Source organism: Aeromonas crassostreae (genome assembly GCF_054052445.1).
Genome location: NZ_JBSTYM010000005.1, coordinates 157503 through 182822, shown reverse-complemented (window position 1 = coordinate 182822; position 25320 = coordinate 157503). Strand labels below are relative to the sequence as shown.

General features: G+C 63.4%; 23 protein-coding genes and 1 tRNA gene. 10 read left to right on the top strand and 14 right to left on the bottom strand.

Annotation, left to right across the window (positions count from 1 at the left end; all coding sequences use genetic code 11):
* Positions 1-4: 4 nt before the first annotated feature.
* From ACW5W4_RS06095 to ACW5W4_RS06085, 3 genes are all read right to left on the bottom strand, one after another.
* Positions 5-682, bottom strand: coding sequence for a C39 family peptidase (locus ACW5W4_RS06095; protein WP_456688757.1), 678 nt, complete (start codon positions 680-682; stop codon positions 5-7).
* 54 nt (positions 683-736) lie between these two features.
* Entirely contained in the window at positions 737-1804 is a 1068-nt protein-coding gene (locus ACW5W4_RS06090) for a hypothetical protein (protein ID WP_456688756.1), read from the bottom strand.
* Positions 1805-1897: 93 nt separating this feature from the next.
* Positions 1898-2479 (bottom strand): hypothetical protein, encoded by a 582-nt coding sequence (locus ACW5W4_RS06085; protein WP_456688755.1) that lies wholly within the window; start codon positions 2477-2479, stop codon positions 1898-1900.
* Between the two features lie 349 nt (positions 2480-2828).
* Between ACW5W4_RS06085 and ACW5W4_RS06080 the strand changes: the two genes are divergently transcribed.
* Positions 2829-4130, top strand: coding sequence for a sigma 54-interacting transcriptional regulator (locus ACW5W4_RS06080; protein WP_456688754.1), 1302 nt, complete (start codon positions 2829-2831; stop codon positions 4128-4130).
* A gap of 107 nt (positions 4131-4237) precedes the next feature.
* Positions 4238-4432 carry a hypothetical protein gene (locus ACW5W4_RS06075; RefSeq protein ID WP_456688753.1) on the top strand — a complete coding sequence of 65 codons (195 nt, stop codon included), beginning with the start codon at positions 4238-4240 and terminating at the stop codon, positions 4430-4432.
* A gap of 62 nt (positions 4433-4494) precedes the next feature.
* On the opposite strand, the gene ggt is transcribed toward ACW5W4_RS06075, so the two are convergent.
* Positions 4495-6276: a gamma-glutamyltransferase gene (gene ggt / locus ACW5W4_RS06070; protein ID WP_456688752.1), complete on the bottom strand. Its 1782-nt coding sequence runs from the start codon at positions 6274-6276 to the stop codon at positions 4495-4497.
* 134 nt (positions 6277-6410) lie between these two features.
* Between ggt and ACW5W4_RS06065 the strand changes: the two genes are divergently transcribed.
* Positions 6411-7007 carry a GDSL-type esterase/lipase family protein gene (locus tag ACW5W4_RS06065; RefSeq protein WP_456688751.1) on the top strand — a complete coding sequence of 199 codons (597 nt, stop codon included), beginning with the start codon at positions 6411-6413 and terminating at the stop codon, positions 7005-7007.
* Between the two features lie 66 nt (positions 7008-7073).
* On the opposite strand, the gene rdgC is transcribed toward ACW5W4_RS06065, so the two are convergent.
* Positions 7074-7985 (bottom strand): recombination-associated protein RdgC, encoded by a 912-nt coding sequence (gene rdgC, locus ACW5W4_RS06060; protein ID WP_408797589.1) that lies wholly within the window; start codon positions 7983-7985, stop codon positions 7074-7076.
* A 181-nt stretch (positions 7986-8166) separates the two neighbouring features.
* Between rdgC and ACW5W4_RS06055 the strand changes: the two genes are divergently transcribed.
* From ACW5W4_RS06055 to ACW5W4_RS06040, 4 genes are all read left to right on the top strand, one after another.
* Entirely contained in the window at positions 8167-8595 is a 429-nt protein-coding gene (locus tag ACW5W4_RS06055) for a GNAT family N-acetyltransferase (protein ID WP_456688750.1), read from the top strand.
* A gap of 89 nt (positions 8596-8684) precedes the next feature.
* Positions 8685-9911: an exonuclease SbcCD subunit D C-terminal domain-containing protein gene (locus ACW5W4_RS06050; protein ID WP_456688749.1), complete on the top strand. Its 1227-nt coding sequence runs from the start codon at positions 8685-8687 to the stop codon at positions 9909-9911.
* Positions 9908-10090, top strand: coding sequence for an exonuclease SbcC (locus tag ACW5W4_RS06045; RefSeq protein ID WP_456688748.1), 183 nt, complete (start codon positions 9908-9910; stop codon positions 10088-10090). Before ACW5W4_RS06050 ends, ACW5W4_RS06045 begins: the two co-directional genes overlap by 4 nt.
* A complete protein-coding gene (locus ACW5W4_RS06040) occupies positions 10087-13845 on the top strand; it encodes an AAA family ATPase (protein WP_456688747.1) in 3759 nt (1252 codons plus the stop codon). The genes ACW5W4_RS06045 and ACW5W4_RS06040 overlap by 4 nt, the downstream gene beginning before the upstream one ends.
* 160 nt (positions 13846-14005) lie before the next feature.
* Here ACW5W4_RS06040 and crr read toward each other — a convergent pair whose 3' ends face one another.
* From crr to cysK, 4 genes are all read right to left on the bottom strand, one after another.
* The gene (gene crr, locus ACW5W4_RS06035; RefSeq protein ID WP_041999928.1) at positions 14006-14515 is read right to left on the bottom strand and encodes a PTS glucose transporter subunit IIA; all 510 of its coding nucleotides are present in this window, start codon (positions 14513-14515) and stop codon (positions 14006-14008) included.
* 43 nt (positions 14516-14558) lie between these two features.
* Positions 14559-16286 (bottom strand): phosphoenolpyruvate-protein phosphotransferase PtsI, encoded by a 1728-nt coding sequence (gene ptsI, locus ACW5W4_RS06030; RefSeq protein WP_408797595.1) that lies wholly within the window; start codon positions 16284-16286, stop codon positions 14559-14561.
* Positions 16287-16331: 45 nt separating this feature from the next.
* Complete coding sequence (locus ACW5W4_RS06025; RefSeq protein WP_041999934.1) at positions 16332-16589, bottom strand: HPr family phosphocarrier protein; 258 nt, start codon at positions 16587-16589, stop codon at positions 16332-16334.
* Between the two features lie 441 nt (positions 16590-17030).
* Positions 17031-17999 (bottom strand): cysteine synthase A, encoded by a 969-nt coding sequence (gene cysK / locus ACW5W4_RS06020; protein WP_456688746.1) that lies wholly within the window; start codon positions 17997-17999, stop codon positions 17031-17033.
* Positions 18000-18265: 266 nt separating this feature from the next.
* Here cysK and ACW5W4_RS06015 point away from each other — a divergent pair, with 266 nt between their 5' ends.
* The gene (locus ACW5W4_RS06015; protein ID WP_456688745.1) at positions 18266-19387 is read left to right on the top strand and encodes a beta-ketoacyl-ACP synthase III; all 1122 of its coding nucleotides are present in this window, start codon (positions 18266-18268) and stop codon (positions 19385-19387) included.
* Positions 19388-19484: 97 nt separating this feature from the next.
* Here the strand turns inward: ACW5W4_RS06015 and tsaA are convergent, their stop codons facing one another.
* The gene (gene tsaA, locus ACW5W4_RS06010; protein WP_456688744.1) at positions 19485-20189 is read right to left on the bottom strand and encodes a tRNA (N6-threonylcarbamoyladenosine(37)-N6)-methyltransferase TrmO; all 705 of its coding nucleotides are present in this window, start codon (positions 20187-20189) and stop codon (positions 19485-19487) included.
* Positions 20190-20364: 175 nt separating this feature from the next.
* On the opposite strand from tsaA, the gene ACW5W4_RS06005 reads away from it, so the two are divergent.
* Complete coding sequence (locus ACW5W4_RS06005) at positions 20365-20754, top strand: MAPEG family protein (RefSeq protein WP_427260547.1); 390 nt, start codon at positions 20365-20367, stop codon at positions 20752-20754.
* Between the two features lie 8 nt (positions 20755-20762).
* Here the strand turns inward: ACW5W4_RS06005 and ACW5W4_RS06000 are convergent, their stop codons facing one another.
* The 4 genes from ACW5W4_RS06000 to cydD form a co-directional block, all read right to left on the bottom strand.
* Positions 20763-20924, bottom strand: coding sequence for a DUF488 family protein, N3 subclade (locus ACW5W4_RS06000; RefSeq protein WP_456688743.1), 162 nt, complete (start codon positions 20922-20924; stop codon positions 20763-20765).
* Between the two features lie 94 nt (positions 20925-21018).
* Positions 21019-21390, bottom strand: a complete 372-nt coding sequence (gene rcsF, locus ACW5W4_RS05995; protein ID WP_427260549.1) for an Rcs stress response system protein RcsF — start codon at positions 21388-21390, stop codon at positions 21019-21021.
* A gap of 110 nt (positions 21391-21500) precedes the next feature.
* Entirely contained in the window at positions 21501-23231 is a 1731-nt protein-coding gene (gene cydC, locus ACW5W4_RS05990; RefSeq protein WP_456688742.1) for a heme ABC transporter ATP-binding protein/permease CydC, read from the bottom strand.
* Positions 23224-24993: a heme ABC transporter permease/ATP-binding protein CydD gene (gene cydD / locus ACW5W4_RS05985; protein WP_456688741.1), complete on the bottom strand. Its 1770-nt coding sequence runs from the start codon at positions 24991-24993 to the stop codon at positions 23224-23226. The genes cydC and cydD overlap by 8 nt, the downstream gene beginning before the upstream one ends.
* A gap of 201 nt (positions 24994-25194) precedes the next feature.
* Here cydD and ACW5W4_RS05980 point away from each other — a divergent pair.
* Positions 25195-25268: transfer RNA gene (locus ACW5W4_RS05980), tRNA-Gly, on the top strand.
* The last annotated feature ends 52 nt before the right edge of the window (positions 25269-25320 follow it).

The window sequence follows — 25320 nt, the reverse complement described above, 5'->3', positions numbered from 1 at the left end:
AGCCTCACATAAGCTCCTTGTGCTGAAATCCGAACTCCAGCAGGGAGGTTTCGTTGATGGGCGCGAACAGGCCATCTTTCCCTCGCACCGAGAGCGGGGGAGCCGGGTTGGCCAGTGGGGCATCCGGACGGTATCCGGAACCGATCACCGCCAGCAGGATCCCGTTCCAACTCTGTTTGAATTCGTTGAACGAGATGATGCGGTTGCCAAGGGCTGGATCGGCCAGATAGACGCGATCTTGTTTGTCGATGGCACGCAGCACGGCGAAGTGCTGATAGCCACGAATATTGAGGAGGACTATGGTCGGTACCCTCACCTGGCGCAGTTTCTCATCACCAAGTCGATAGCCCCTGACCCGCATGCCCAGCATTTGCAGATACTGTTTCATGTCGAGCATGGAAAAACCGTAACGTTGTACCAGGGCCGGATCGGCCATGGCCATCATGCCATCCATGACCCAGCGTTCATTGGTCACCTGGCCGTAGGAGTAGCGCAGTATGGTCGCCACGGCGGCGGCCCCACAGCTGAAATCGGTATATTGGCGCTCAATATTGGCAAAGCGCCGCTCCATGATGCTCTGAACTGGCTTGTTAAGACCGCCAAGTGCCGGCAGATGATCGCCAATGGGCAGGTTGGCTGCCCAGGCACCATGGCAGAACAGCAATAGCAGTAGCCAGCGCATCTTCTCCTCCTTGAGCAGATAAAAGAGGGGGCCTAGGCCCCCTGTATAGACAGATTACTTGGCAAAGCCTGCGGCCAGCGACAGGTTGTTCGCTTGCAGGTTGTTGGTGCCAGAGGCCACGTTCACCCCAATGTTGCCCACGGCGCCGTTGAAGGCTCCGCCATTGATGGTGGCGTGGTTGAAGGTTTCACGACTGGTGTAGGTATTGACCACGGGAACATACCCGACGGCGTACCCATGCAGCTTGATGTCACCTTCTTCTTCAAACTCGAACTTACCTTCATCTTTCGGGTTGTTATTGCCGTATCTGTCGTCGTGGCCGTGGCCTTTTTTGACGTCATTGCCAGTACCACCGCCCTCGTAATCTCCCCAAGCCTTGATACCGAGGAAAACGCCGGCCTTGTCAACCGTTTTGGTCGCGCTCAGGCTTTCGTTGGTGGTGAGGTTTCTGGAAACATTTTGGCTGTTGGCGACGGTCGCCACCGCCATATTGCCGGTCGAAACGGTGGCCGCCATGTTATTGGCCTGAACGTTGCCCGAGCCGGATGCCACGTTGACCCCGATGTTGCCTGCCGCACCATCGAAGGCACCATCACCGATCCCCGACTTGTTCTGATGACCCTTGTTGGTGGTCCAGTTATGGCTGGCGCTCTGATCGGAGAAGATTTCCGCATCCGATGAACCGCCCGCAGACCCGTTTTGACCAGGATAGCCACGGCCCATCACGAACGCGGCATCCACCTCGTCGTAGGCTGCGATCGAGGCACTGTTGCCTTGTACGTTGGAGTCACCGGCCGCCACGTTGGCACCGATGTTACCGGATGCGCCCTGGAAGGATCCGTTGATCCGGCTCGTGTTGTCGGTCCGGTAGTTGGAGGTGCCTATCATGGAGCTGGATTGCTGGTTATCCACCACGGCCATCCCCAGCTTGTTGACATTGATGTAGCCACCCACGTTGACTCGACCATCATATTCCACATCCACCTCGACCTTGACCTTCTTGGTCAGGGTGGCACCGGTTTCATCGCTGTCGCCTCGACCACCTCTGTCATTGGCGAATGCGGTGCTTGACATGGCCATGACGACCGCGGCGGCTAATGAGCTGTAAATAAGTCCACGCATAATGAGTCTCTCCATTGAGCTTGCCATGGGGGCCTTGCCTTCGGCTCCTTTTATCCCTGGAGCGTCAGGTTGGGCCTCCTATCCCTTGCGGCATCAAGGCGATGCCGTTACTGCGCCTGTCAGGGGCAGGGAAACCATATTGACCGCCTGATTTCCTTGTCCTGAGACCTGGTTAACCTGGATGACACCCTTGCTCCCTGCGAGGGCGTTGCCATCCAGATAGATGCTGGTTGTCGTGTTCGCCGGTACCTTGCCTGCGGGCAATTTGGCGACACTGGTGCTGAGATTGATGTCGGTGACCGTGCCTATGCCGGTGTCGTCACCCAGAGACAGCGCGAAGGCATTGACTTGTTGGTTCGCCTCCCCGGCACCTTGATTGATGCCAATGAGGCCTTTGTTGTGGGTCAATGCAGAGTCGAAGATGGCGACGCGCTGGCTGCCATTGAGGGCCGAGATGGCTTGAGTTTGTTGACTAAACTGAATGACAGCGGGCCCGGAAATGGCGATGGCGGCGAGGTTTCCCTGCTGGTTGTTGCTGCCAGACACCATGTTTACCCCCATGCTGCCCCGAATATTACTCAGGGCCTGTTGGCCTAAATTGACCTGATTTTCGGCGTGGGATGGTGCAGTGAACAGCAATAAGTTATAAGCAGCCAATGCAATATATATTTTCACACTCTCTCTCCATGCCAAGGGGGGGCGTGAAATATATAGCAATGGCCATGCCATGGCATAACTGTATGTTTTTAATTAAAAATTAAATTGAGATTTTTGTTATTTAATCTCATCTATGAGATGCGACATATTTTATCGACCAATAACCTCATGTTTAATAATGCATTTATTTTTTCTCAGCATTATATCTCGCGTCTCATTATTTTTGTGTCATTAGCCTATATCCGGCATGCGTTATAGTTACCCCGTTATTAACACACCAATTAAGTTCCGTTTGATATCGTCTCTAGCTATATATGCCTGCCGATGACAGGCGGCGCCATCGGCACGGAAGACAGGAGGATTCAACATGCCGGAAGAAGCATTGCTGGTCATCAATCCATGTGCAGACCTTCCGCCTCTGCTTGCTCGGGGAGAGTGGCGTTTATCTCAGGCGCGCACCTTGGCCATGGCAGAAGAGAAGCTGCGTAATGGTGATTACCCTCTGGTGCTGGTGGTGATAGATCCCGTGCAAAATGACGCCCTGCGCGCGCTCATTGCCCTGCACCCCAATCGGCTTTGGATAGGGTTGGTCGAGCGAGATCAACTGGCCAATGAGGCGTTGCGCAATCTGCTTGCCGCCTGCTTCCATGATTTCCATACCTTCCCTCTCGATGCCGATCGTCTCTGCCATAGCCTGGGGCACGCCCTGGGGATGGCGCGCCTGATCGGGGATCACCGCAGTGCCTTGTCTGGCAAGATGCGGCTCATTCAGGGGCAGAGCGAACCCATCGTCCAGCTCAGGGCGCAGATGGTGCGACTGCAGCATTGCCGTCTCCCCGTGCTGGTGACGGGGCCCAGCGGTACCGGCAAGGAGCTGGTGGCCCGGGAGCTGCACTACGGCACCTTCGGGGAAGAAGCGCCCTTCGTGGCCGTCAACTGTGGGGCCATGCCGCACCAGCTGATCCAGTCAGAACTGTTTGGTCATGTGAAAGGCGCCTTTACCGGGGCCCAGGCCCACAAGATCGGCAAGATCGAAGCGGCCGATGGCGGCACCCTGTTTCTCGATGAAATTGGCGAGTTGCCGCTGGAAGACCAGGTTACCCTGCTGCGCTTCTTGCAGGAGCAGTGCATCGAGATGGTCGGCAGCCATACGTCGCGCAGCGTGGATGTCAGGGTGGTGGCCGCGACCAATATCGACGTGGAGCAGGCGGTTGCACAGGGGCGTTTTCGCGAGGATCTCTACTACCGGCTCAATGTGGTGCGGCTGCGCACCCCGGCCCTGCGAGACAGGCGGGATGATGTGCAACTGCTGGCCAACGAGATCCTGGCCGAGGTGCGGGGTAGCAGACCCCTGACCTTTTCCCACCAGGCGCGTCAGGCCATGCAGGCCTATGGCTGGCCCGGCAATGTGCGCGAGCTGCGCAATCGGGTGCAGCGGGCTACTGTCATGTGTGCGGGGCCCTGCATCGAGGCTGAGGACCTGGAGTTGTCCAACTCGGCATCCCTGTTGTTTGACGGCTCGCTCAAGGCGGTGCGCGAGGCTGCGGAGCGCCAGGCCCTGCTGCAGACCCTGGCCCGTTTTCCCGATCGGCTGGAAGAGGTGGCCCGTCAGCTCGCCATTTCCAGGGCGACCCTCTATCGCCTGCTGGACAAGCACGACCTGCACTAGCGGCACTGTATGGGCTGGGGGAGGATGGGCGCTGTCACATCGCCGTCATGGGTGAGGGGGACAATAGGCCATCGAGAGTGAGACAACCCACAGTGCTGGAGCGCCCCATGGCCTGGTATCTTGCAACCCTGTTCGCCCTGCTGCTGACCCTGCCCTGGTGGCCGCTGCCCAGTTGGCCCGTGGCCCCCGCCCAGACGTCCCAGACCCAGGCGGCACGACTGGAGCGGATAGAACGCCAGCAGTGGCAACAGGCCAGCGCAACGGGGCAGGCTCAACTGACCGTGAGCCTGCCCCGTTCCTGATCATCCTCTTCTGCTTCACCTCTTCCCCCGCCACGAGAGGAGCCATGGCGGGGGAGCCGGGATCACTCCCCCTTGGCGATGCCTTCCCGGTGCGGATCGGCGGCGCCAAACCAGCCCTGGGCATTGCGCTCGACTCCCTGCAGCCCCGAGGTCTGTTCGTTCAACACCACCTCGTGCCCCCTGGCTTTCAAGGCATCGACCACGAAAGCAGGGGTGCGCCCCTGCTCCAGTTCGGTGGGGCCGTTGCGGCTGCCGAAGTTGGGCAGGTTGATGGCCTCTTGCAGGTTCAGGCCCCAATCCTGGGTGCCGAGCAGGGTCTTGCCCACATAGTTGATGATGGCCGAGCCCCCCGGGGATCCCAGGCTCATCTCGAGCTCGCCGCTTGCCTTGTCAAACACCAGCAGGGGGGACATGGAGGAGCGTGGCCGCTTGCCCGGCTCCACCCGGTTCGCCACCGGCAAGCCGGCGGCATCCACCGAGGTGAAGGAGAAGTCGGTCAACTCGTTGTTGAGCAGGTAGCCGTTGACCATCAGCCGTGAACCGAAGCCATCCTCGATGGAGCTGGTCATGGAGACCGCCATGCCCTGGCGGTCGACGATGGAGACATGGCTGGTGGAGGGCAGCTCGGGGGTGGCGTCCTTGCCACGGGCGATGGCCAGGGGAGGTGTGCCAGGCTTGGCGGTGCCCATGGATGTCTGTCCGATGAGGCGTGCCCGCTGCGCCAGGTAGCCTTTATCCAGCATGCCGGCCACCGGCACGCTGACGAAGTCCATGTCCGCCACATACTGGTTGCGATCGGCGAAGGCGAGCCGTGCCGCCTCGCTGTAGAGGTGGATGGCCTCCGGACTGGCGCTGAGCCTGCCATCGGCGCCCCGCACGGGGGTGAGGGCCGCCATGTCGCGGCTCTCCAGCATGCCGAAGATCTGGCCGAGGGCCAGGGTGCCGGAGGAGGGGGTCGGGAAGCCGCACACCTCGCTCTGGCGATAGTCAAAGCAGAGGCCATCGCGCAACTTGGCGCTGTAACCGGCCAGATCCGTCGCCGCCAGCACCCCGGGATTGACCGGGTGGGCACGCACCTTGGTGACCATGGCCTCGGCCAGGGGGCCGCGGTAGAAGGCGTCGGCCCCCTCGCTTGCCAGGGTACGCAGCACCCTGGCCAGGGCCGGGTTGGTGAGTCGGGTGCCCGCCGCCTTGGGGGTGCCATCCGCCTGGTAGAAGTAGGCGCGGGCGTCCGGGTCCTTGGCGAGATAGGGCTCCTTGGCCAGCAGGGTGGCGAGACGGGGGCTTATCACGAACCCTTGCTCAGCCAGGGTGATGGCGGGCGCGAACAGGCTGGCCCAGGGCAGCTTGCCATAGCGCTGATGAGCCAGGGCCAGGGCGCGCACCGTGCCGGGGACGCCCACGGAGCGCCCACCCACCACACCGTCGTAGAAGGCCATCGGCTTGCCATCTCGCATGAACAGCTGATCTGTCGCGGCGGCGGGCGCCGTCTCCCGGCCATCCACGGCCGCCACCCGTTTGCCATCCCATACCAGCATGAGGGAGCCACCGCCGATGCCGGAGGATTGCGGCTCCACCAGGGTCAGCACCAGCTGCACCGCGATGGCGGCATCCACCGCAGAGCCGCCCGCCTTGATCACCTGATAGCCGGCATCCACCGCCAGCGGGTTGGCGGCGGCCACCATGAAGGCACTGCCTTGCCAGCCCTGCTTGTCGGTCCAGCCACTGGCGGCCTCGGGGGCGATCAGGGTCTGGGGCGGCGGGGCATAATGGAAGGCATCCCGAGGGGCGCAGCCGGCGAGCAGGCCGAAGGCAACCAGCAGGCTGAGGGGTTTGAGGGACATGACACTCTCCTTGTCTGTTTTCTCTACGGGAATAACGAATGTGGCACAGTTGAAACCTGATGGAAAGATTGCCTTTATACTCAAATGCTTACAAAACTATCAATGACGGCATGGCCCGTGGGGGGAGGAAGAGGATGAGAAGCGGCGTGATAGGGGCACTCTGCCTGCTGCTGGTCGCCTGTGGCGAACCAGGGTTCAGGCCCCTGGCGGCGGGGGAGACCATACTGGCCTTCGGTGACAGCCTGACCGAGGGGCGCGGCGCCTCCCCGGCCCAGAGCTACCCCAGGGTATTGGCGAGCCTGAGCGGCCACCCCGTCATCAATGGCGGGGTATCGGGGGAGCTGAGCCAGGCGGGCAGGGCCCGCCTGCCCGGGCTGCTGGCCCTGCACAGGCCCGCCCTGGTCATCTTGCTGGAAGGGGGCAACGATATCTTGCGCGGCACGGGGGAGGAGGCCCTCAAGGCCAATCTTGCTGCCATGATAGCGGCGGCGCAGGGCAGCGGTGCCCAGGTGTTGCTGGTGGCCGTGCCCCGCAAGTCCCTGTTTGCCGATGGCGCCCCCCTCTACGAGGAGCTGGCACAAGAGTACGGACTGGTGCTGGACAACGACAGCATCGGGGAGCTGCTGCGCAGCCCGGCGCTCAAGTCCGATGCGGTGCACCTCAATGGCGAGGGGTACCTCGCCCTGGCCGAGCGGTTGCATCGCCTGCTGCAGGCCCGCGGCGCGCTCTGAGGTGCAGGCTCGTCACCCGGGATCAAAAAAACCGCCGAGGCGGTTTTTTTACAGGCAGGGGACAACTCAGAGGCTCTGCTCTTCCCCACCCAGGGCGGCAAACAGCGCCGGGATGAACTGGGCCAGCTCGGCGGTCACCAGGGCGAAGTCGGCGTCCAGACGGGCGGCGGGATCCTCGCTGGTGACGTCGTCGTTCTGCTCGCGCAGCTCTTCGCTGAACTTGAGGCGCTTGATGGAGAGGTCATCCCCCAGCACGAAGCTCAGTGTCTCGCCCCAGTTCAAGGCCAGCTTGGTCACCAGCTTGTCGTTGGCCAGGTGATTCTTGATCTCGTCGCTCATCAGATCCTGCTGCTTGCAGCGGATGATGCCGCCGTGCTCCATGGCGCTGCGCAGCTCGGCCTCGTCCTCCAGGGTGAAGGCGGCGGGCAGGTTGCCCTCGTTGAGCCACTCGGTCATGGTGATCTCGGGCGGATTCTTGAGGGCCACCGGCACCACGGGCAGTGAGCCTATGCTCTTGCGCAGCAGGGCCAGCAGATCGTCCGCCTTCTTGGCGGAGCCTGCGTCCACCACCAGCAGATTGTCGGCGGGGTTGATCCAGGCGAAGGTCTGGCTGGTGCGGCTGAAGGCGCGGGGCAGCAGGGTGTGCATGATCTCCTCCTTCAGCGCCTCCTTCTCCTTCTTCTTGAGGGCGCGGCCCTGCTCGAATTCGATCGCTTCCACCTTCTCCGCCAGCATCTCCTTGACCACTGTGCCCGGCAGCATCTTCTCTTCCTTGCGGGCGCAGATGAGGATGTGACCCGCCGCGCTGTGGGTCAGGGTCGAACCGAATTTGCCCAGCGGCTTGACCCACCCGAACCGGGAGATGTCCTGACTGCCGCACGGGGTGAAGGCGCAGGCCTCGAGCTGGGGCTCCAGCTGGTCGACGGTCAGGTCGAAGGGGCGGGTAAAGCGATAAATCTGCAGGTTCTTAAACCACATGGCGTCCTCGGTCGTCAAAATTGTCCGGCGGGCATTGTACTGCAAAGCGGCGCTTTGTGATCGACCAATCACTCCCGGGAAAAAAATCGGATGCGGCTCACAGGCCATGAGGGCTCGACGCAGAAGGGGGGAAAAAGTCTCCTAGACTGCCAGCAGGCGAGTCAGGGATAAGGATGAGGGTATGCTCAGAGCGAGTCGGGCAGAGGATATGGATGGCATCGTCGAGATCTGGTTGTTGGCGTCATTGCAGTCCCATGATTTCGTCGATGCCTCGGTCTGGTGGAAGGCTCAGGAGGAGCTGCGCACCCGTTACCTCGAGCAGGCCAGGATCTGGGTCCATGAGGAGGGTGGCGAGCTGCAAGGCTTCATCGCCCTGGTCGACGACTACCTGGCCGCCCTGTTCGTGCGTCCCGAGCGTCAGGGCCAGGGGGTAGGCCATGCCCTGCTCCAGGCGGCCAAAGGGGAGGCCCGCAGCCTCCATGCCAGGGTCTTCACCGAGAATGAACCTGCGGTACGCTTCTATCGTCAGCACGGCTTCATCATAGATGGCGAGGCGCAGGATCCCCTGACCGGCCACGGCCAGTACCGGATGCACTGGTTCGGCGCCTGAATCCCTCCCGCCCTTGCTTGAAAGGCGCGGGCTCAGGCACCATGTTGACGACATTCGCCCATGGCACCCCGCGACCGAGTCCCGATCCAATGAAAATCCTCCATACCGCCGACTGGCATCTGGGCCATCAACTCCATGGCCACGATCGCCGCTTCGAACACGACGCCTTCCTCGACTGGTTGACCGACATCATCAAGGTGCGCCAGATAGATGCCCTGCTGGTAGCAGGGGATCTGTTCGATACCGCCAACCCCCCCGCCAGCGCCTGGCAGCAGCTCTACCGTTTCCTGGCGCGGCTGCGCGCCGAGCATCCCGCCCTGGACATGGTGCTCATCGGCGGCAACCACGACTCCCCCTCCAAGCTGGATGCCCCCCACGAGCTGCTGCGTGCCTTCGACCTGCATCTGGTGGGCAGCATCAGCCGCGATGACGAGGGGCGCCTCGAGACCGACCGTCTGCTGGTGCCGCTGCGGGGCAAGGATGGCGAGGTGGCCGCCTGGTGCGCCGCCGTGCCGTTCCTGCGCAGCAGCGATCTGCGCCCCGAAGGGCTCGAGGAGGGACAGGATCGGCTGATCGAAGGGGTGCACCAGGTGTATGAGGCGGTGCTGGCCGAGGGACGTGCGCGCTGCGAGCCCGGCCAGGCCCTGATCGCCATGGGCCACGCCTACCTGGCGGCGGGCCAGCTCTCCGAGCTCTCCGAGCGGCGGGTGCTCGGCGGCAACCAGCATGCCCTGCCAGCCGAGCTGTTTGCCGCCGCCGACTACACCGCCCTTGGCCACCTGCACCTGGCCCAGAGCCCGGCCGAGGGGGTGCACTACAGTGGCTCGCCGCTACCGCTCTCGCTCGCCGAGGCAAATTACAACCATCAGGTGCTGGAGGTGACGTTTGAGGGGGGGAAATTGGCCCGGCTTGAGCGGATCCCGGTGCCCCGCGCGGTGGAGATGATCCGCCTGCCCCAAAGCGGTCTCGACGAGGCGCTGGCCGCCATCGAGTCGCTCGAACTGCCAGGCCGCCCCCAGGAGGCCCAGCCCTTCCTCGAGGTGCGGCTGCGTTTGCCCAAACCCGAGGCGCGCATCCGCGAGCGCATCCTGGCGGCCATGGCGGGCAAACCGGTGCGCCTGGCCCGTATCACCACCAGCTATCAGGGCTCGGGCCAGGGGCTGGCCGATGGCTGCGCGCGGCGAAGGCTGGATGAACTTCCCCCCACCGAGGTGTTCCGGCTCTGCTATCAGCGCCAGTTCGAGGGGGAGCCGGAGGCCGCGTTGCTGGCCTCGTTTGAAGAGATCCTGGAGCAGGTGAAGGAGGCCAACTCATGAAAATCTTGTCGCTGTCAGGGGAGAATCTGGCCAGCCTGACCGGCCCCTTTGCCATCGATTTTGCCAGGGGGGCGCTGGGGGCGGCCGGTCTGTTTGCCATCACCGGCTATACCCGGGCTGATGGGGGCAAGAGCACGCGCGATATCGGGTCGGTATGGATGGAGGCGTGTGGCGTATGAAGATCCTCTCTTTGAGTGGTGAGAACCTCGCCAGCCTGACCGGTCAATTCACCATCGATTTTGCCGGTGGGGCGCTGGGGGCGGCCGGTCTGTTTGCCATCACCGGCAATACCGGCGCCGGCAAGAGCACCCTGCTCGACGCCATCTGCCTGGCGCTCTATGACAGGATGCCGCGTTTGATAGGAATGCGTCAGAATGTCGAAAAAATTGGTCGAGCGGATGAAGACGAAAAAGAAAAATTAACAGCAAATGATGTTAGAAACATCCTCAGTCGCGGCCACGCCAGCGGCTGTGCCGAGGTGCAGTTTCGCGGCTGCGATGGCCGCGTCTATCTGGCCCGCTGGGCGGTGCGCCGCGCCCGCAATCGCGCCGAGGGGCGCTTTCAGCCCCAGGAGCGCAGCCTGACCGACGTTGAGTCCGGCCAGGTGTTCAGTGGCAGCAAGCGGGAGCTGCAAGAGCGCATCGACGAGCTGGTGGGGCTCTCCTGGGAGCAGTTTCGCCGCGCCGTCATCCTGCCCCAGGGGGAGTTTGCCGCCTTCCTCAAGTCGAGCGCCGACGAGCGCTCCGCCCTGCTCGAACGGATGACCGGCACCGAGCTCTACTCCGCCATCTCCATCCAGACCCATGAGCGCGCCCGAGCGGAGCAGCAGGCACTCTCTGCCCTCCAGCAACGCCTCGGCGACGTGGCGCTGATGGACGAGGAGACCCGTGAGCAGTGGGCGGCCCAGCAGATAAGCCTCGCCACCCGCCTCAAGCAGGAGCAGCAGCAGCGTCAGCTGTTGCAGGCACTGCGGGATCTCAATGAACGGATTGCCGCCCAGCAGCAGGCCTGCCGGGAGGGGGAGGCGGCGCTGGCCGCCGCCGAGGCCGCCCATGACGAAGCCGCCCCCGAGCGGGAGGCGTTCGCCCGCGCCGAGCAGGCCCAGGTGGCCCGCGCCGACCACGACGAACTGGCCCGCCTCACCCTGACGTTGCAGCAGCAAGATCAGCTGATAGGCCAGCTGGGCCCCGAGCTCGAGCAGGGGGAGCAGGCCCGGCAGCGGGCCGAGCTGACCGAGCAGCAGCGGCTGGCGGACAAGATAGCCGCCGAGCGCGAGTGGGGGGCCCTGCAACCCGAACTCAAACGGGCCCAGGAACTCGATACCCGGCTCGAGGAGAAGAGCCAGCAGCGGCAGGAGATCCAGCAGCAAGGGGCGCAGGCCCGCACGGCGCAACTGGCGCTGCAACAGGCATGGCGGCAGCAGGCAGACAAGGTGGCGGCACTGACGACGCGCCGCCAGCAGTGGGCACTCTGGCTCGAGCAGCACAAGGCTCTGGCCCCGCTGGCGCGACAGTGGCAGCCCTTGCTGGCGGCCATGCAGGACTGGGCGGCAGACAGGGAGCTGTTGCAACGGGTGCTGCAAAGCCGCGAGCACAAGGGCCAGGCCCTGCGGGATCTCACCAGCCAGCTAGCCCAGGGGCGGCAGGAGCGCGACGCCTTGCAACAGGCCCGCGTCCGCCTGCAACAGCAGCATGATGAGCTGCAAGCCCAGGAGTGGGACACCGAGGTCGCCAGGGCGCAGGAGCAGCGCCAGGCCAGGACGGAGCAGCTCGCCCGCCTGGGTCAACTCCTTGAGCTGGCCCAGGCGGGCCGCAACCACGGCGAGCAGCAGGCGCGGTTGCAGCAGGAGATGGCGCAGCTTGCCCAGCACCTTGCCCGGCTCACCGAGCAGCATGAGGCGCTGGTCCCGGCGCTCGAGCGCCTTGGACTTCAGCGGAGCGAGGCGCGCCATGCCCTGGAGCAGGCCCGGGCCGTGGCCAGCCTGGCGCAGTATCGCCACGAGCTTCAGGAGGGGAGTCCGTGCCCGCTCTGCGGCGCCGAGGCGCATCCCTACACCCGGCATCAACCCCAGGTGGCCGGCATCCTGACTCAGCTGGCCGAGCGGGTCAGCCAGCTGGATCTGGAGTGGGAGCGGCTCACTCATCAACACATTCAAGGGGAGGGGGAACGGGCCGAACTGGGGCGCCAGCTGGCCGTTCGCCAGCAGCATCTTCCCGAACTGGAGGCCAGATCCGAGCAGCTGAGTCTGCGCTGGTCGCAGCTGGGGGGGGAGAGCCTGCTGGATCAGGGGCTGCTCCTGTGTCAGACGCCGGCACAGTGGAGCGGCCTGCTGGCACAGCTGGTGGCGCAAGGGGAGGCGCTGGAGCAGGCGCTGGCTGTCGGCGCACGGCAACTGCAGCAGGCCCAGCAGGGGCAGCAGGCCTTGGTGGCGCTGCGGGCCCAGCTGAGCGAGTTGACCGCCCGTCAGCAGCAGTTCGAGCAGCAGTGGCAGGAGGCCGAGCGTCAGCAGGTAGCCTGGGAGGCCGAGCTCAAGGCGCTGGCCGAACAGGAAGCGACCCTGCGCCAGCGCCTGGCACAGGGGGAGGCTCGCCTCGATGAGCAGATGGGGGCAGAGTCCCGGCACCAGTGGCTCGGCAGCCGGCAGTGGCAGGAGTGGCAGCAGATCTGCGAAGACTATCTGCGCGGGCAGAGTGAGTGGGAGCAGCTTGGCAACGAGCTTGCCAGCCTGACTCCCGCCTTGAGCGCCCAGGAGGCGCGGGTGCAGAGCCAGAGCGCGCAGCTGCAACGACTCGAGCAGGAGTACAAGGAGGCCGAGCAGCAGCGCCAGGGGCTGCTGGCCAGCCGGGAGGCCTGCCTGGGAGGGCGCACCGTCGCCCAGGTCGAACAGGCGTGGCAGCAGCGGCTGCAGCTGGCCGCCAGCCAGCACGAGGAGGCGGTGGCAGCCCTGGCCACGGCGAGGGAGCGTCACAGCGAGCTCAAGGCCCGTTTGACTCACCTTGAGCAGGAGCGGGAGAGGAGCCGCCAGGGGCGGCTCGAGGCGCTGGCGCGCTGGGCGGCGCACGTCACGGCGCTCGGGATAGCCGAGTACGATCTGCGTCGCCTGCTGGCCATCACGCCCGACGCACTCAGGGCTCGCCGCACCGCCCTGCAGGCGCTGGACGATGCCCTGGCCGAGGCCCGCACCCGGCTGACCGAACGCCAGCGGGCGCAGGCCCAGGAGGAGGCCAAGCTGGCGCACTATCGGGTGCATCATGGGGCGCTTGCTGCCCTCACGGCCGAGGCCCTCGCCGAGGAACTGGCGGGCTGCGAGACCCACTGCCGCGAGCTCGACGAGCAGCTGTTCCAGTGCAAGAGCACCCTGGCCCAGGCCGAGGCGGCGGCGCAGAAGGCGGGCAGCCTGCAGGCGGCGCTGGCCGCCCAGCAAGGGGTGGCGGATCACTGGCAGCGGCTCAGTGATCTCATCGGCTCGGCCAGCGGCGCCAAGCTGCGCACCTTCGCCCAGAGCCTCACCCTGGAACGTCTATTGTTGGAGGCCAATGCCCAGCTCGGGGAGCTGTCGCCGCGCTATCGACTGGAGCGGGTGCCCGGCACCGATCTGGCGCTGCAGGTGGTGGATCTCGACATGGGGGACGAGGTGCGTTCCGTGGATTCCCTCTCCGGTGGTGAGAGCTTCCTGGTCTCCCTGGCCCTGGCGCTGGCCCTCTCCAGCCTCTCGTCACGCCAGACCCAGGTGGAGTCACTCTTCATCGACGAGGGCTTCGGTACCCTGGATCCCGACAGCCTGGATCTGGCGCTTGCGAGCCTCGACTCCCTGCAGGCGGCCGGCCGCCAGATCGGGGTCATCTCCCACGTCCAGACCCTGGTGGAGCGCATCGGTGTGCAGGTGAGGGTGGAGGCCTTAGGCGGCGGCGAGAGCCGAGTGGTCATGCCCTGAACGAATGCGTCGCCCATGACAAGAGGCCCCGATGATCGGGGCCTTTTTGTTGAGTACAAGGGAGGGCGTGCGGTGGACAAGCATGGGCTGCCTATAAAAAAACCGAAGCGCCAGGCTTCGGTTTTTTTATTGCGGTCACTGACGCAGGGCCAGGGGCGCCTTATTTCTTGATGCGGATCACCGGGGTTTCACCCACGGTCACGGCGCCGGTCATCTTGATCAGCTCCTTGATCTCATCCATGTTGGAGATGACAACCGGGGTCAGGGTAGACTTGGCTTTCTCTTCCAGCAGGGCCAGATCGAACTCGATGATGGTGTCGCCTTTCTTGACCTGTTGGCCTTCCTGAGCGATACGGGTGAAGCCCTCGCCTTTCAGTTCGACGGTGTCGATACCGAAGTGAACGAACAGCTCGATGCCAGTGTCAGATTCCAGCGAGAACGCGTGGTTGGTCTCGAAGATCTTGCCGATGGTGCCGTCGCACGGTGCGACCATCTTGTTGCCAGCCGGCTTGATGGCGATGCCATCACCCACGATCTTCTCGGCGAATACCACGTCAGGCACATCTTCGATGGGGACGATTTCGCCAGACAGGGGGGCAAAGATTTCGATGCCGCCGGTGTCAGAGCTGTCATCGGAAACTAGCTTCTTCAGTTTATCGAACAGACCCATAGTAAAAGCTCCTAAAGATGATTGTCGCTGTTTGCAGCCGATCTTAGCAGACTGCTTTCTGCTTTATAAAGTTATCTACACAGGCTTCGATTTCGGCGGCGGTGGCATAGCTCAATGCTTGCTCGGCCATGGCCTTCACATCTTCGAAGTTGGTGTTGCGAATGAGTTTCTTGATGCGCGGCACAGAGATGGCGCTCATGGAGAATTCATCCAGACCCATGCCCAGCAGCAACAGGGTGGCGCGTTCGTCACCTGCCAGTTCACCACACATGCCGGTCCACTTGCCTTCGGCATGGGACGCATCGATCACCATCTTGATCAGGGTCAGGACGGAGGGTGACAGCGGGTTGTACATGGCGGAGATCATCTCGTTACCACGGTCGACCGCCAGGGTGTACTGGGTCAGGTCATTGGTACCGATACTGAAGAAATCCACTTCCTTGGCCAGATGATGAGCCATCACGGCAGCGGCCGGGGTCTCGATCATGATACCCACTTCGATGGATTCATCAAAGGCTTTACCTTCGGCGCGCAGTTCAGCCTTGAGCTGTTCCACCGTGGCCTTGAGGCTGCGGAACTCTTCGACGGAGATGATCATCGGGAACATGATGCGCAGCTTGCCGAAGGCGGAGGCACGCAGGATGGCCTTCAGCTGGGCGTGCATGATGTCTTCGCGATCGAAGAAAATACGCACGGCACGCCAGCCCAGGAAGGGGTTCATCTCTTTCGGGAAGTTCATGTAGGGCAGTTCTTTGTCGCCACCGATGTCCATGGTGCGGACGATGATCGGTTGATCCGGCATGGCCTCTGCCACTTCTTTGTAGGCCTTGAACTGCTCGTCTTCGGTCGGCAGCGCATCGCGGTCCATAAACAGGAACTCGGTACGGTACAGACCCACGCCTTCGGCGCCGTTACGGATGGCACCCTCGGTATCCTTGACGGTACCTATGTTGGCGCAGACTTCGACCTGATGGCCATCGAGGGTGATGGCGGGCAGATCCTTGAGCTTGGCCAGCTCGTCTTTCTCGGCCTGGAACTGGGCCTGGTGTTCCTTGAACTTGGCCAGCTGCTCGGGGCTCGGATTGATGACGACCTGGTTGTTGATCGCATCGAGCAACAGCAGATCGCCATTGTTGACGCGGCGAGTGATATCGTTGGTGCCCACGATGGCCGGCAGCTCCAGGGAGCGGGCCATGATGGAGGTGTGAGAGGTACGGCCACCGATGTCGGTGACGAAACCCAGCACGTATTTCAGGTTGATCTGAGCGGTTTCGGACGGAGTCAGATCGTTGGCGACCAGGATGACTTCTTCGTCTATGGTACTCAGGTTGACCACTGCGATGCCCAGCGCGTTCTTCACCAGACGGGTGCCGATATCACGAAAATCGGTGGCGCGCTCCCGCAGATAGGGATCATCCAGGTCGGCCATCATCTTGGCGTATTGCTCGATGACCTCATAGATGGCCTTGTCAGCGGAGGCCTTGTTGTCCTTGATGAAGGATCTGATATCCCCTTCCAGCTCCTCATCTTCGAGCAGCATGATGTGGCCTTCGAAGATGGCCTCTTTTTCCTCACCGAAGGTGCGACCGGCCATCTCTTTGATGGCTTCCAGCTGGGCGGCTGACTTGGTGCGCGCTTCGAGGAAGCGGTTGATCTCGGCGTCAATCTGTTCGGCAGGGATCTTGCCCTGATTGATAACGATTTCATCTTCTTTCAGAAGAAGCGCCTTACCGAATGCGATACCGGGGGACGCAAGAATGCCAGATATCATAATCCTTCCTATTAAAACGACTGTGGGGGAGGAGTTAAAGCCGGATTACTCCAGCTCGTCCATCAGGGCAACCAGTTTGTCAACGGCTTGCTTGGCATCCGGGCCATCGGCCTGGATGGTGACGTTGGTGCCCTTGGTCAGGCCCAGGGTCTGCAGCTTGAACAGGCTCTTGGCGCTGGCGGACTTGCCACCGGAGACCACAGTGATCTCGCTTTGGAATTCTTTGGCTTCTTTTACGAATTGCGCTGCCGGACGGGTGTGCAGGCCGTTTTCAGCAGTGATAACAACAGACTTCTCGTACATGGTTCACCCCATATTATTGATATTTTATGGTCAACAGGCCGCCTTGACGCCGCGCTATTCGACCGTTTAAGTATGCATATGTTGTAAAGTAACGAAATCAGACCCGCAAGAGCTTAATCCAGGTCAACTTTCTGTTCAGTATTTGCAGTCTCTGCCAGGTTTCCCGAGACAAAGTGTTGCAAGCCGCGCTGTATCTGGCTCTTCGTTATTTTATAACGAAAAATAACACTTTGTTACTTTGTGATACCTGACCCGCAAAAGGTGCGTTACGCCGCACAGGATATGAGATTTATCACAGAATGTCTGCTTTTTTTGTGGCAGCAACCCTTGTTATTTTACCCCAAAAAATAAGGGGGTCGACTGGCACTGTTTGGCGACAAGTTTAGCGTAAAAAAAAACGGCGCCCACCCGGGGCGCCACTTTTATGGAAACCAAGATCACTTACTGTTGCAGTTCCTGCTCGCTGAATACGCCGGCGAACAGGGCGCTGGAGAGGTAGCGTTCGGCGGCGCTCGGCAGCACGACGACGATGGTCTTGCCGGCGAACTCCGGCAGCTCGGCCAGACGGGCGGCAGCCACCACGGCGGCGCCGGAGCTGATACCGGCCAGGATGCCTTCCTCCTCCATCAGGCGGCGAGCCATCTCGATGGACTCCTCGCTGCTCACCTGTTCGACGCGGTCCAGCAGGCTCAAATCCAGGTTGCCAGGGATGAAGCCGGCGCCTATGCCCTGGATCTTGTGGGGACCGGGCTTGATCTCTTCACCCGCTAGCTTCTGGCTGATGACGGGGGACTCGGAGGGTTCGACCGCCACCGAGACGATGGCCTTGCCTCTGGTCTGCTTGATGTAGCGGGAGACCCCGGTGATGGTGCCGCCGGTGCCCACGCCCGCCACGAACACATCCACCTCGCCATCGGTGGCGTCCCAGATCTCGGGGCCCGTGGTCTGCTCGTGGATTTCGGGGTTGGCGGGGTTCTCGAACTGCTGCAGCAGCACGTACCTGCCCGGCTCGGATTCGAGGATCTCGTTGGCCTTGGCGATGGCACCCTTCATGCCGAGGGGCCCTTCGGTCAGCACCAGGTTGGCGCCGAGCGCCTTGAGCAGCTTGCGGCGCTCCAGGCTCATGGTGGCCGGCATGGTCAGGGTGATGGGATAGCCACGGGCGGCCGCCACGAAGGCCAGGGCAATGCCGGTGTTACCACTGGTAGGCTCGATGATCTCCTTGCCCTGGGTCAGGACGCCGCGCTTCTCGGCATCCCAGATCAGGTTGGCGCCGATGCGGCACTTGACGCTGAAGCTGGGGTTGCGGCTCTCGATCTTGGCCAGCACGCGGCCCTTGGTAACACGGTTGAGACGAACCAGCGGGGTCTGACCTATGGTCTGGCTGTTGTCCTCAAAAATCTTGCTCATGGTGCTATCCCTGTTTGTTACGGCGATGAAACAAGATTACTCTGAGATTCCTGAATGAGAAGTGACGTTTTGTTATAACAATATGTTATTACAAGATATAGGGTTTATACCCTCTCGTCTGAATTAATCGCCGACCCATGCCGGGTACCCGGTTATAACGACCCCTTGGGCCACGGTGGCGCTGGGGCGGGCCTGCGCCTCACCTGTCGCCGTCCCGCCCGCCTCGACCCCGATAAGCCGGGAACCAACCCGGCACAGGAGCAAAGATGACCCAGATAGTGATCAGCGGCAGCGGCCTCTATACCCCGCCTTTTGCCGTCAGCAACCAGGAGCTGGTCGATGCCTTCAACCAGTATGTGGATCTCTACAACGAGGAGAACGCCTCCGCCATCGATGCCGGTCAGCTCGCGGCCAGGCAGCACTCCAGCAGCGACTTCATCGAGAAGGCGTCCGGCATCAAGAGCCGCTATCTGATGAGCAGGGAGGGGGTGCTGGATCCGGACATCATGCAGCCGCTGCTGGCGGAGCGCCCCGACGATCAGCCCAGCATCATGGTGGAGATGGCGGTCGCCGCCGCCGAGCAGGCGCTGCTCGCGGCCGGGCGCAGGCCCGAGGAGATCGATCTGGTCATGGTTGCGGCCTCCAACATGCCCCGTCCCTACCCGGCGCTCGCCATCGAACTGCAGCACTATCTGGGGGCGGCCGGCATGGCCTTTGACATGAACGTGGCCTGCTCTTCGGCCACCTTCGGCATCAAGACGGCGGCGGATCTGCTGGCGGCGGGCACGGCGAAACTGGCGCTGGTGGTCAACCCCGAGATCTGCTCGGGTCACCTCAATTTTCGTGACAGGGACAGCCACTTCATCTTCGGCGATGCCTGCACCGCCGTGCTGCTGGAGCGCGCGGAGGATTGCAGGGTGGCCAAGCCCTGGCATCTGGTGGCCAGCAAGCTGACCACCCAATACTCCAACAACATCCGCAACAACTTCGGCTTCCTCAACCGGCTCAGCCCCCGCACCCGCTTTGCCGATGACAAGCTGTTTCGCCAGCAGGGGCGCAAGGTGTTCAAGGAGGTGCTGCCCCTGGTGTGCGATCAGATAGCCGATCAGCTGGCCGCCCAGGGCTGGGCAGTCGATGGCCTGAGCCGGCTCTGGCTGCATCAGGCCAACCTCACCATGAACCAGTTCATCGCCCGCAAGCTGCTGGGCCACGACGCCAGCCAGGAGGAGGCCCCGGTGATCCTGGACCGTTACGGCAACACCAGCTCGGCCGGATCCATCATCGCCTTCCATCTGCATCAGCAGGATCTGCCGAGCGGTGCCCGCGGCGTGCTCTGCTCGTTCGGGGCCGGTTATTCCATCGGCAGCCTGTTGCTCGAGCGGGGGTGAGGGGACGTCTCGCCGTCGGGATGATGTCAGAAAAAGGGCTCTTTATGAGCCCTTCTTTATGGGGTGTTGTGGGATAAGCCTGACCCGGCGCAGAGGATCAGGCGGGCTCTATGGCCAGCACTTCGCACTCGGGTTCCTGGATGCGAAAGCGCACATTGAGCTCGAACAGGCGAACCCCGTAGACCTTGTCGTCCGGTTTGCCCTGCTTGTAGGCGGGACGGGGATCCTGGGCCAGCACCTCGCTCACCAGCTGGCGCAGCTCGGGGTGGGCCTGGCGCCAGGGTTGCAGCTGCTGCTCCGCCTCTGGGCTGAAACGCACGGTGAGCGGCGGGGTGGGGGCCTCGGGGGCGAAGCCACCCCGGGCATGGGGCAGACTGTCTGCGTAGGGGATGTAGGGTTTGATGTCGACGATGGGGGTGCCGTCCAGCAGATCCACGGCCCCCAGATCCAGCCACAACTTGCCACGCTCGCGGCCTACCCCGAGCAGCTCCACCACTGACAGTCCCAGCGGGTTGGGACGAAAGGTGGAACGGGTGGCGAACACGCCGACCCGCTCGTTGCCACCCAGGCGCGGCGGGCGCACCGTGGGGTGCCAGCCCTGATCCATGGTCTGGTGAAACACGAAGCTGAGCCAGAGATGGGAGAATTGCTCTATGCCCCGCAGCACGTCGGGCTGATCGTAGGGGGGCAGCAACTCGAGCCGGGCGCGGCTGGCGGTGACCAGGCCGGGTTGGCGAGGGATGGCAAACTTCTCCTTGTAGGGGGAGTGGATCACCCCCAGGGTATCGATGTCGAATTTCACGCGGCGCGGCCCAAGCAAAATGGAGAGGGTAGAAAATCGGGGGCAATCTAGCACAGTTCCCTGCAAAAGGCATGACTGGGCCGAGGCGGGCGCCATCGCCAGGGGAGAGCGGCGCGGCTATAGTGCTGCCACAGTGCTGCCACTGATCGTCCCCGCTCATCTTGGAGGAGCCCCTATGATAGTCGCCCCCTATGCCGCCCTGCTGGCCTGCCTGTTTGTCTATCTGAGCCTGAGGGTGGTGCGCTTGCGTCGCCAGCTTCAGGTGGCGGTGGGGGACCGGCAGGAGCCGCGGCTCACCCGCGCCATCCGTGCCCATGGCAACTTCGCCGAATACGTGCCCCTGTGCCTGCTGCTCATCCTCTTTCTCGACGGCCTGGGCGGCCCCGTCCTTCTGGTGCACGGGCTGTCGCTGCTTCTGCTGTGTGGCCGCAGCCTGCATGCCTATGGCATCAGTCAGCCCAAAGAGGAGTTCAGGTTCCGGATCCTGGGCATGGTACTCACCTTCACCAGCATGCTGGGGGCGGCCCTGGGGATCTTGCTGCTGACCCTGATCGATCTCTGGTAGGCCCGGCATCAGGCCAGGCTGGCCCCCAGCGCGACGAGCCACTGGCGCAGCACGGCGCGGTGGCAGTGGGCCTCCTGCTCGCAGTAGCAGCCGATGGCGAAATCCGTATGGTGGGATGGGGCCGCAAGCAGGGCCAGGCTGTGCCTCGCCTGGGGGCGGCTTGCCTCCACCCTGCTCCCGGTGGAGGGGGCGGGTCAACCGGGGGCGGCAGGGTTGATCCGGGAGAGGAAGAAACAGAAACCCCGGCCAGGCCGGGGTCGGGACTCATTTCTGTTCGGCGACCTTGAGGGCCTGACCGTAGCAGATGACCTGCTTGAGGCAGCCAGGGACATCGCTGTACTCGGCGCACTTGTCGATGGTGATGCCGTTGCCTCCCATGTCGGCCGCCCGGCGTCGGGCCAGGGTGCGCGCCTCCCCGGCATTGGGGATCGGCTGGTTGGCATCGCTCTGGCAGGATTCCCCTTCCACTGTGCCGAGGTAGAGGTAGTTGAGTTCGGCCAGATCGGCCTGATCGTAGATGGTCACGCGGCCCGGCTTGAAGTACTCATCGAAGTTCTCCTTGTCCAGGTTGCTGTTGAAGGCGAAGTTGGCACAGCCGGAGGCGAGCAGGGGCATCATCAGGATCAGGCGTTTCATATGGGCATCTTGTTGATCAGTGAGGGCGACATTATAGGGGCCAGTCGCCACCGGCGACCAGCCCCTATTTTATCTGACGGCCCGGGGAGCCGGACCTGGGTGGATGGCGATCAGGCCGGGGCCAGCCGCCGATGCAGGCTCTGGTAGTAGTCGTCCGCCAGCAGGGCCTGGTGAGGGGCGCACAGCCGGATCTGGCCCTCCTCCATCAGGGCTATCCTGTCCATCTGCGCCAGACCCGTCAGGCGGTGGGAGATGAGCAATATGGCCCGATCGGCGCCCAGTTTCATCAGCAGTGCCATGATGTCGCGCTCGGTGCGGCTGTCGAGGCCTTCGGTGGGCTCGTCCAGCAGCCAGAGCGGGGCATCGTGCAGCAGGGCGCGGGCGATGCCGATCCGGCGGCGCTCCCCACCGGAGAGGGGACGACCGCCATCCCCGAGCCAGGCATCCAGACCGGCCCCATCCTTGAGCAGGGTATCGAGGCCGACCTGTTGCAGCACCTCGGTCAGCCGGGCATCGCTGGCCTCGGGCGCCGCCAGAATGAGGTTGTCTCGCAGGGTGGCGGCAAACAGATGCACCCGCTGGCTCACTACGGAGAGGGAGGCGCGCAGGGCCTCCTCGCTGTAGTCGGTGAGCGGGATCCCGGCCAGCCGGATCTGGCCGGACTGGGGCGTCCACTCCCGGGTCAGCAGCCCCATCAGGGTGGATTTGCCGCAACCTGTCTGGCCCAGCAGTGCCAGCTTCTCGCCGGCCTGCAAGGTGAGAGAGCAGCCGTGCAGCACGGGCTGGGGATTGCCCGGGTAGGCGAAGTGGAGCTCGTTCAGCTGCAAGGCCCCCCCTTCGGCGCGCCGGGTGTGGGGCCCCCAGACGGGGGGACGGGCATCTTGCAGTATCTCGTTGAGGCGGCGGGCCGAGGCCAGGCTGGTGGAGAGGTGCTGGAAGGCGCCGGCCAGGGGCAGCAGGGCCTCGAAGCTTGCCAGGGTCGCGAACACCATGAGGGCCGTCTTGGGATCCGGCACCGCGCCTCCCACCCCGTGACCGGCGAGCCAGAGCATCAGGGTCAGGGTCCAGCCGCTGAGTAGCTGGACGCTGGCATTGGCCAGGCCGCTCACCCGGGCCATGCGGGCCTGGGCGCGGATCAGGGCCTGCTCGGCCTCTTGCAGCTCGGCCAGCACCTGGGGGGCGGCGGCGAACATCTGCAGTTCGGCCTGACCGTCCAGGTAATCCACCAGCCGGGTGCGCAGCCGCGCCTTGCCGGCGATGAGGGCCTGGCCTGGGCTGCGGCCGGCGAAGAAGAACACCAGGGGCAGGGCCAGCATGCCAAACAGCAGGATGGCGCCGAGGATCAGGGCGAGGCGGCCGTCAAAAAACGACAGGAAGAAGACCAGGCCGGCGCAGCTTAGCAGGGCCGCCCCTATGGGGGTGAGCAGGCGCAGGTAGACGTGGTCCATGGCGTCGATGTCGGCCACCAGTCGGTTGAGCAGATCCGCCTGGCGAAAACCGGCCAGGGCGCCGGTGGAGAGCGGGGAGAGCTTTTGCCAGAACCAGACCCGCAGCCGGGTCAGCACCCGGAAGGTGGCGTCATGGCTGACCACTCGTTCCCCCCAGCGACCCGCGGTACGGACGATGGAGAAAAAACGCACCCCACCGGCCGGGGTCATGTAGTTGAAGGTGTCGCGGCTGGCGACCGCCATACCGGCCACGGCGGCGGCGGAGAGGAACCAGCCGGAGAGGGAGAGCAGTCCCATGCCGGCCACCAGGGTGACCAGGGCGAGCAGCAAGCCCAGGGAGAGGCTCAGCCAGTGCTGGCGATAAAGACGCAGAAACGGCAGTAAATCAGTCATCGAGAGATCCCCCGGCGCGTTGGGACAAGAGCTGGGCGAAGGGGCCCTGCCCCTCGCTCAGGGGGCGATAGTGACCCTGTTCGACCAGGTTGCCATCGGCCAGCACCAGGATCTGATCCATGGTGCTGAGCTGATCGAGTCTGTGGGTGATCATCAACAGGGTCTGATCCGCCATCGCCTGCTCCAGGCTCGCCATGATGGCCCGCTCCGAGAGTCGATCCAGGCTGGCGGTTGGCTCATCCAGCACCATCAGCTGGGTGGACTTGAGCAGGGTACGGGCCAGGGCCAGGCGCTGGGCCTGACCGACGGAGAGACCACCGGCCTGATCGCCGAGGGGGTAGTCGAGCCCCTTCTCTCTGGCAAACTCCCAGGCCTGGGCCCCCTTGAGGGCCTCTTCCAGCTCGCTGTCGCTGGCCGTGGGCCTGGCCAGCAACAGGTTGTCGCGCAAGGAGGCATGAAACAGCTGTGGATTCTGGGAGAGCCAGCCCAGGCTTAGACGCCACTGGCTCATGTCCAGGCTGGCCAGCTCCTGGCCATCGACCTTGAGCTCGCCGCGATAGGGGGCGAAACCGAGCAGGGCGTTGACCAGAGAGCTCTTGCCCGCCCCGCTGACCCCGACCAGGGCGGTGCGCGAGCCGGGCGCCAGGGTGAAATCGAGGGGACCGACCAGCACCTTGCCCTCGGCACTCAGCACCTCCAGGCCCCGGGCCTCGACCCGGATCGGGCGGGTGGCCGCAAAGGGCAGGCTGCCGCTGGCGGGTTCGGCGACCTCGGCCTCCAGGAATTCGAGCAGCTGTTCGGCGGCGCCGATGGCCTGGGCCTTGGCGTGATAGTGGGCGCCCAGCTCTCGCAGCGGGGCATAGAACTCGGGGGCGAGAAACAGCACGAACAGGCCGGTAAACAGGGTGACCTTGACGCCGTAGCTGCCAAAGTTGAGGTGATCGATATAGGAGAAGCCGAAGTAGACCGCCACCAGTGCCACCGACAGGGCGGCGAAGAACTCCAGCACCGCCGTACTGAGGAAGGCCAGACGCAGTACCTCCATGGTACGCACCCGAAAATCCTCCGATGCCTCTTCAATCTCTTTGCCTTCGGCCTGGGTGCGCATGAAGAGTTGCAGGGTGCGCAGCCCCTTGAGGCGATCGAGGAAGTGGCCGGAGAGGCGGGCCAGGGCATGGAAGTTGCGCCGGTTGGCATCGGCCGCGCCCACTCCCACCAGGATCATGAACAGCGGGATCAGGGGGGCGGTACCGAGCAGTATGATGCCGGCGGCCCAGTTGACCGGGAACACGGCCACCAGGATCAGCACGGGGATGAAGACGGCGATGGCCATCTGCGGCAGGTAGCGCGAGAAGAACTCCTGCATGTTCTCTATCTGCTCCAGCAGCAGGCTGGCCCAGCTTCCCGCCGGTCGGCGCTGGATATAGGCGGGGCCAAGGCGGCTCAATCGGGTCAGTACCAGATCCCTGATGGTCTGGCGCACGGCGGCGCCAGCCTTGAAGCTGGTCACCTCCCGGCCATAGGCGAGCAGCGCCTTGCCCAGGGTGACCAGCAGCAAAGCGATGAACAGGGGGATCTGCTGCTCGGGTCGGGTACCCGCCATGATGAAGCCGTGCAGCAGGGTGGCCAGCAGCCAGGCCTGAGCGACCATCAGGCTCCCTTGACCCAGCCCGCACACAATGGAGAGACCGATCCAGCGGCGGCCGTGACTCGACTGCTTGCGCAACCAGCCATAAAGACGTGTTTGGGTTTTCTTATCCATTACCAGCTTCCTCGCTTCGAGTGGCGCAAGACTATCCTCGGCCCCTGGCCTTGGCAACCTTGTCGATCTCTGGATACGACGCCAGCTGCTGGAAAAAGCAACGACCTGCTCATTCGTTGGTCGAACAGCTTGATTTACTGTAAAAAAGGGGAAATGTGCCATTGCGCTTGGCGACAAAATGCATATAGTAGAGGCCCTGACGCGGGTGTAGTTCAATGGTAGAACGGTAGCTTCCCAAGCTGCATACGTGGGTTCGATTCCCATCACCCGCTCCACATTCAAGGCATGTGGAGCCCAGCGCTTCCAAGCCGTGGTGACATCGACTGA

What these genes read in the sequence shown, in the direction of transcription:
- ACW5W4_RS06095 (WP_456688757.1), bottom strand. Translation starts at nt 682, where the DNA reads ATGCGCTGGCTACTGCTATTGCTGTTCTGCCATGGTGCCTGGGCAGCC.
- ACW5W4_RS06090 (WP_456688756.1), bottom strand. Translation starts at nt 1,804, where the DNA reads ATGCGTGGACTTATTTACAGCTCATTAGCCGCCGCGGTCGTCATGGCC.
- ACW5W4_RS06080 (WP_456688754.1), top strand. Translation starts at nt 2,829, where the DNA reads ATGCCGGAAGAAGCATTGCTGGTCATCAATCCATGTGCAGACCTTCCG.
- ACW5W4_RS06075 (WP_456688753.1), top strand. Translation starts at nt 4,238, where the DNA reads ATGGCCTGGTATCTTGCAACCCTGTTCGCCCTGCTGCTGACCCTGCCC.
- ggt (WP_456688752.1), bottom strand. Translation starts at nt 6,276, where the DNA reads ATGTCCCTCAAACCCCTCAGCCTGCTGGTTGCCTTCGGCCTGCTCGCC.
- ACW5W4_RS06065 (WP_456688751.1), top strand. Translation starts at nt 6,411, where the DNA reads ATGAGAAGCGGCGTGATAGGGGCACTCTGCCTGCTGCTGGTCGCCTGT.
- rdgC (WP_408797589.1), bottom strand. Translation starts at nt 7,985, where the DNA reads ATGTGGTTTAAGAACCTGCAGATTTATCGCTTTACCCGCCCCTTCGAC.
- ACW5W4_RS06055 (WP_456688750.1), top strand. Translation starts at nt 8,167, where the DNA reads ATGCTCAGAGCGAGTCGGGCAGAGGATATGGATGGCATCGTCGAGATC.
- ACW5W4_RS06050 (WP_456688749.1), top strand. Translation starts at nt 8,685, where the DNA reads ATGAAAATCCTCCATACCGCCGACTGGCATCTGGGCCATCAACTCCAT.
- ACW5W4_RS06045 (WP_456688748.1), top strand. Translation starts at nt 9,908, where the DNA reads ATGAAAATCTTGTCGCTGTCAGGGGAGAATCTGGCCAGCCTGACCGGC.
- ACW5W4_RS06040 (WP_456688747.1), top strand. Translation starts at nt 10,087, where the DNA reads ATGAAGATCCTCTCTTTGAGTGGTGAGAACCTCGCCAGCCTGACCGGT.
- crr (WP_041999928.1), bottom strand. Translation starts at nt 14,515, where the DNA reads ATGGGTCTGTTCGATAAACTGAAGAAGCTAGTTTCCGATGACAGCTCT.
- ptsI (WP_408797595.1), bottom strand. Translation starts at nt 16,286, where the DNA reads ATGATATCTGGCATTCTTGCGTCCCCCGGTATCGCATTCGGTAAGGCG.
- ACW5W4_RS06025 (WP_041999934.1), bottom strand. Translation starts at nt 16,589, where the DNA reads ATGTACGAGAAGTCTGTTGTTATCACTGCTGAAAACGGCCTGCACACC.
- cysK (WP_456688746.1), bottom strand. Translation starts at nt 17,999, where the DNA reads ATGAGCAAGATTTTTGAGGACAACAGCCAGACCATAGGTCAGACCCCG.
- ACW5W4_RS06015 (WP_456688745.1), top strand. Translation starts at nt 18,266, where the DNA reads ATGACCCAGATAGTGATCAGCGGCAGCGGCCTCTATACCCCGCCTTTT.
- ACW5W4_RS06005 (WP_427260547.1), top strand. Translation starts at nt 20,365, where the DNA reads ATGATAGTCGCCCCCTATGCCGCCCTGCTGGCCTGCCTGTTTGTCTAT.
- rcsF (WP_427260549.1), bottom strand. Translation starts at nt 21,390, where the DNA reads ATGAAACGCCTGATCCTGATGATGCCCCTGCTCGCCTCCGGCTGTGCC.
- cydC (WP_456688742.1), bottom strand. Translation starts at nt 23,231, where the DNA reads ATGACTGATTTACTGCCGTTTCTGCGTCTTTATCGCCAGCACTGGCTG.
- cydD (WP_456688741.1), bottom strand. Translation starts at nt 24,993, where the DNA reads ATGGATAAGAAAACCCAAACACGTCTTTATGGCTGGTTGCGCAAGCAG.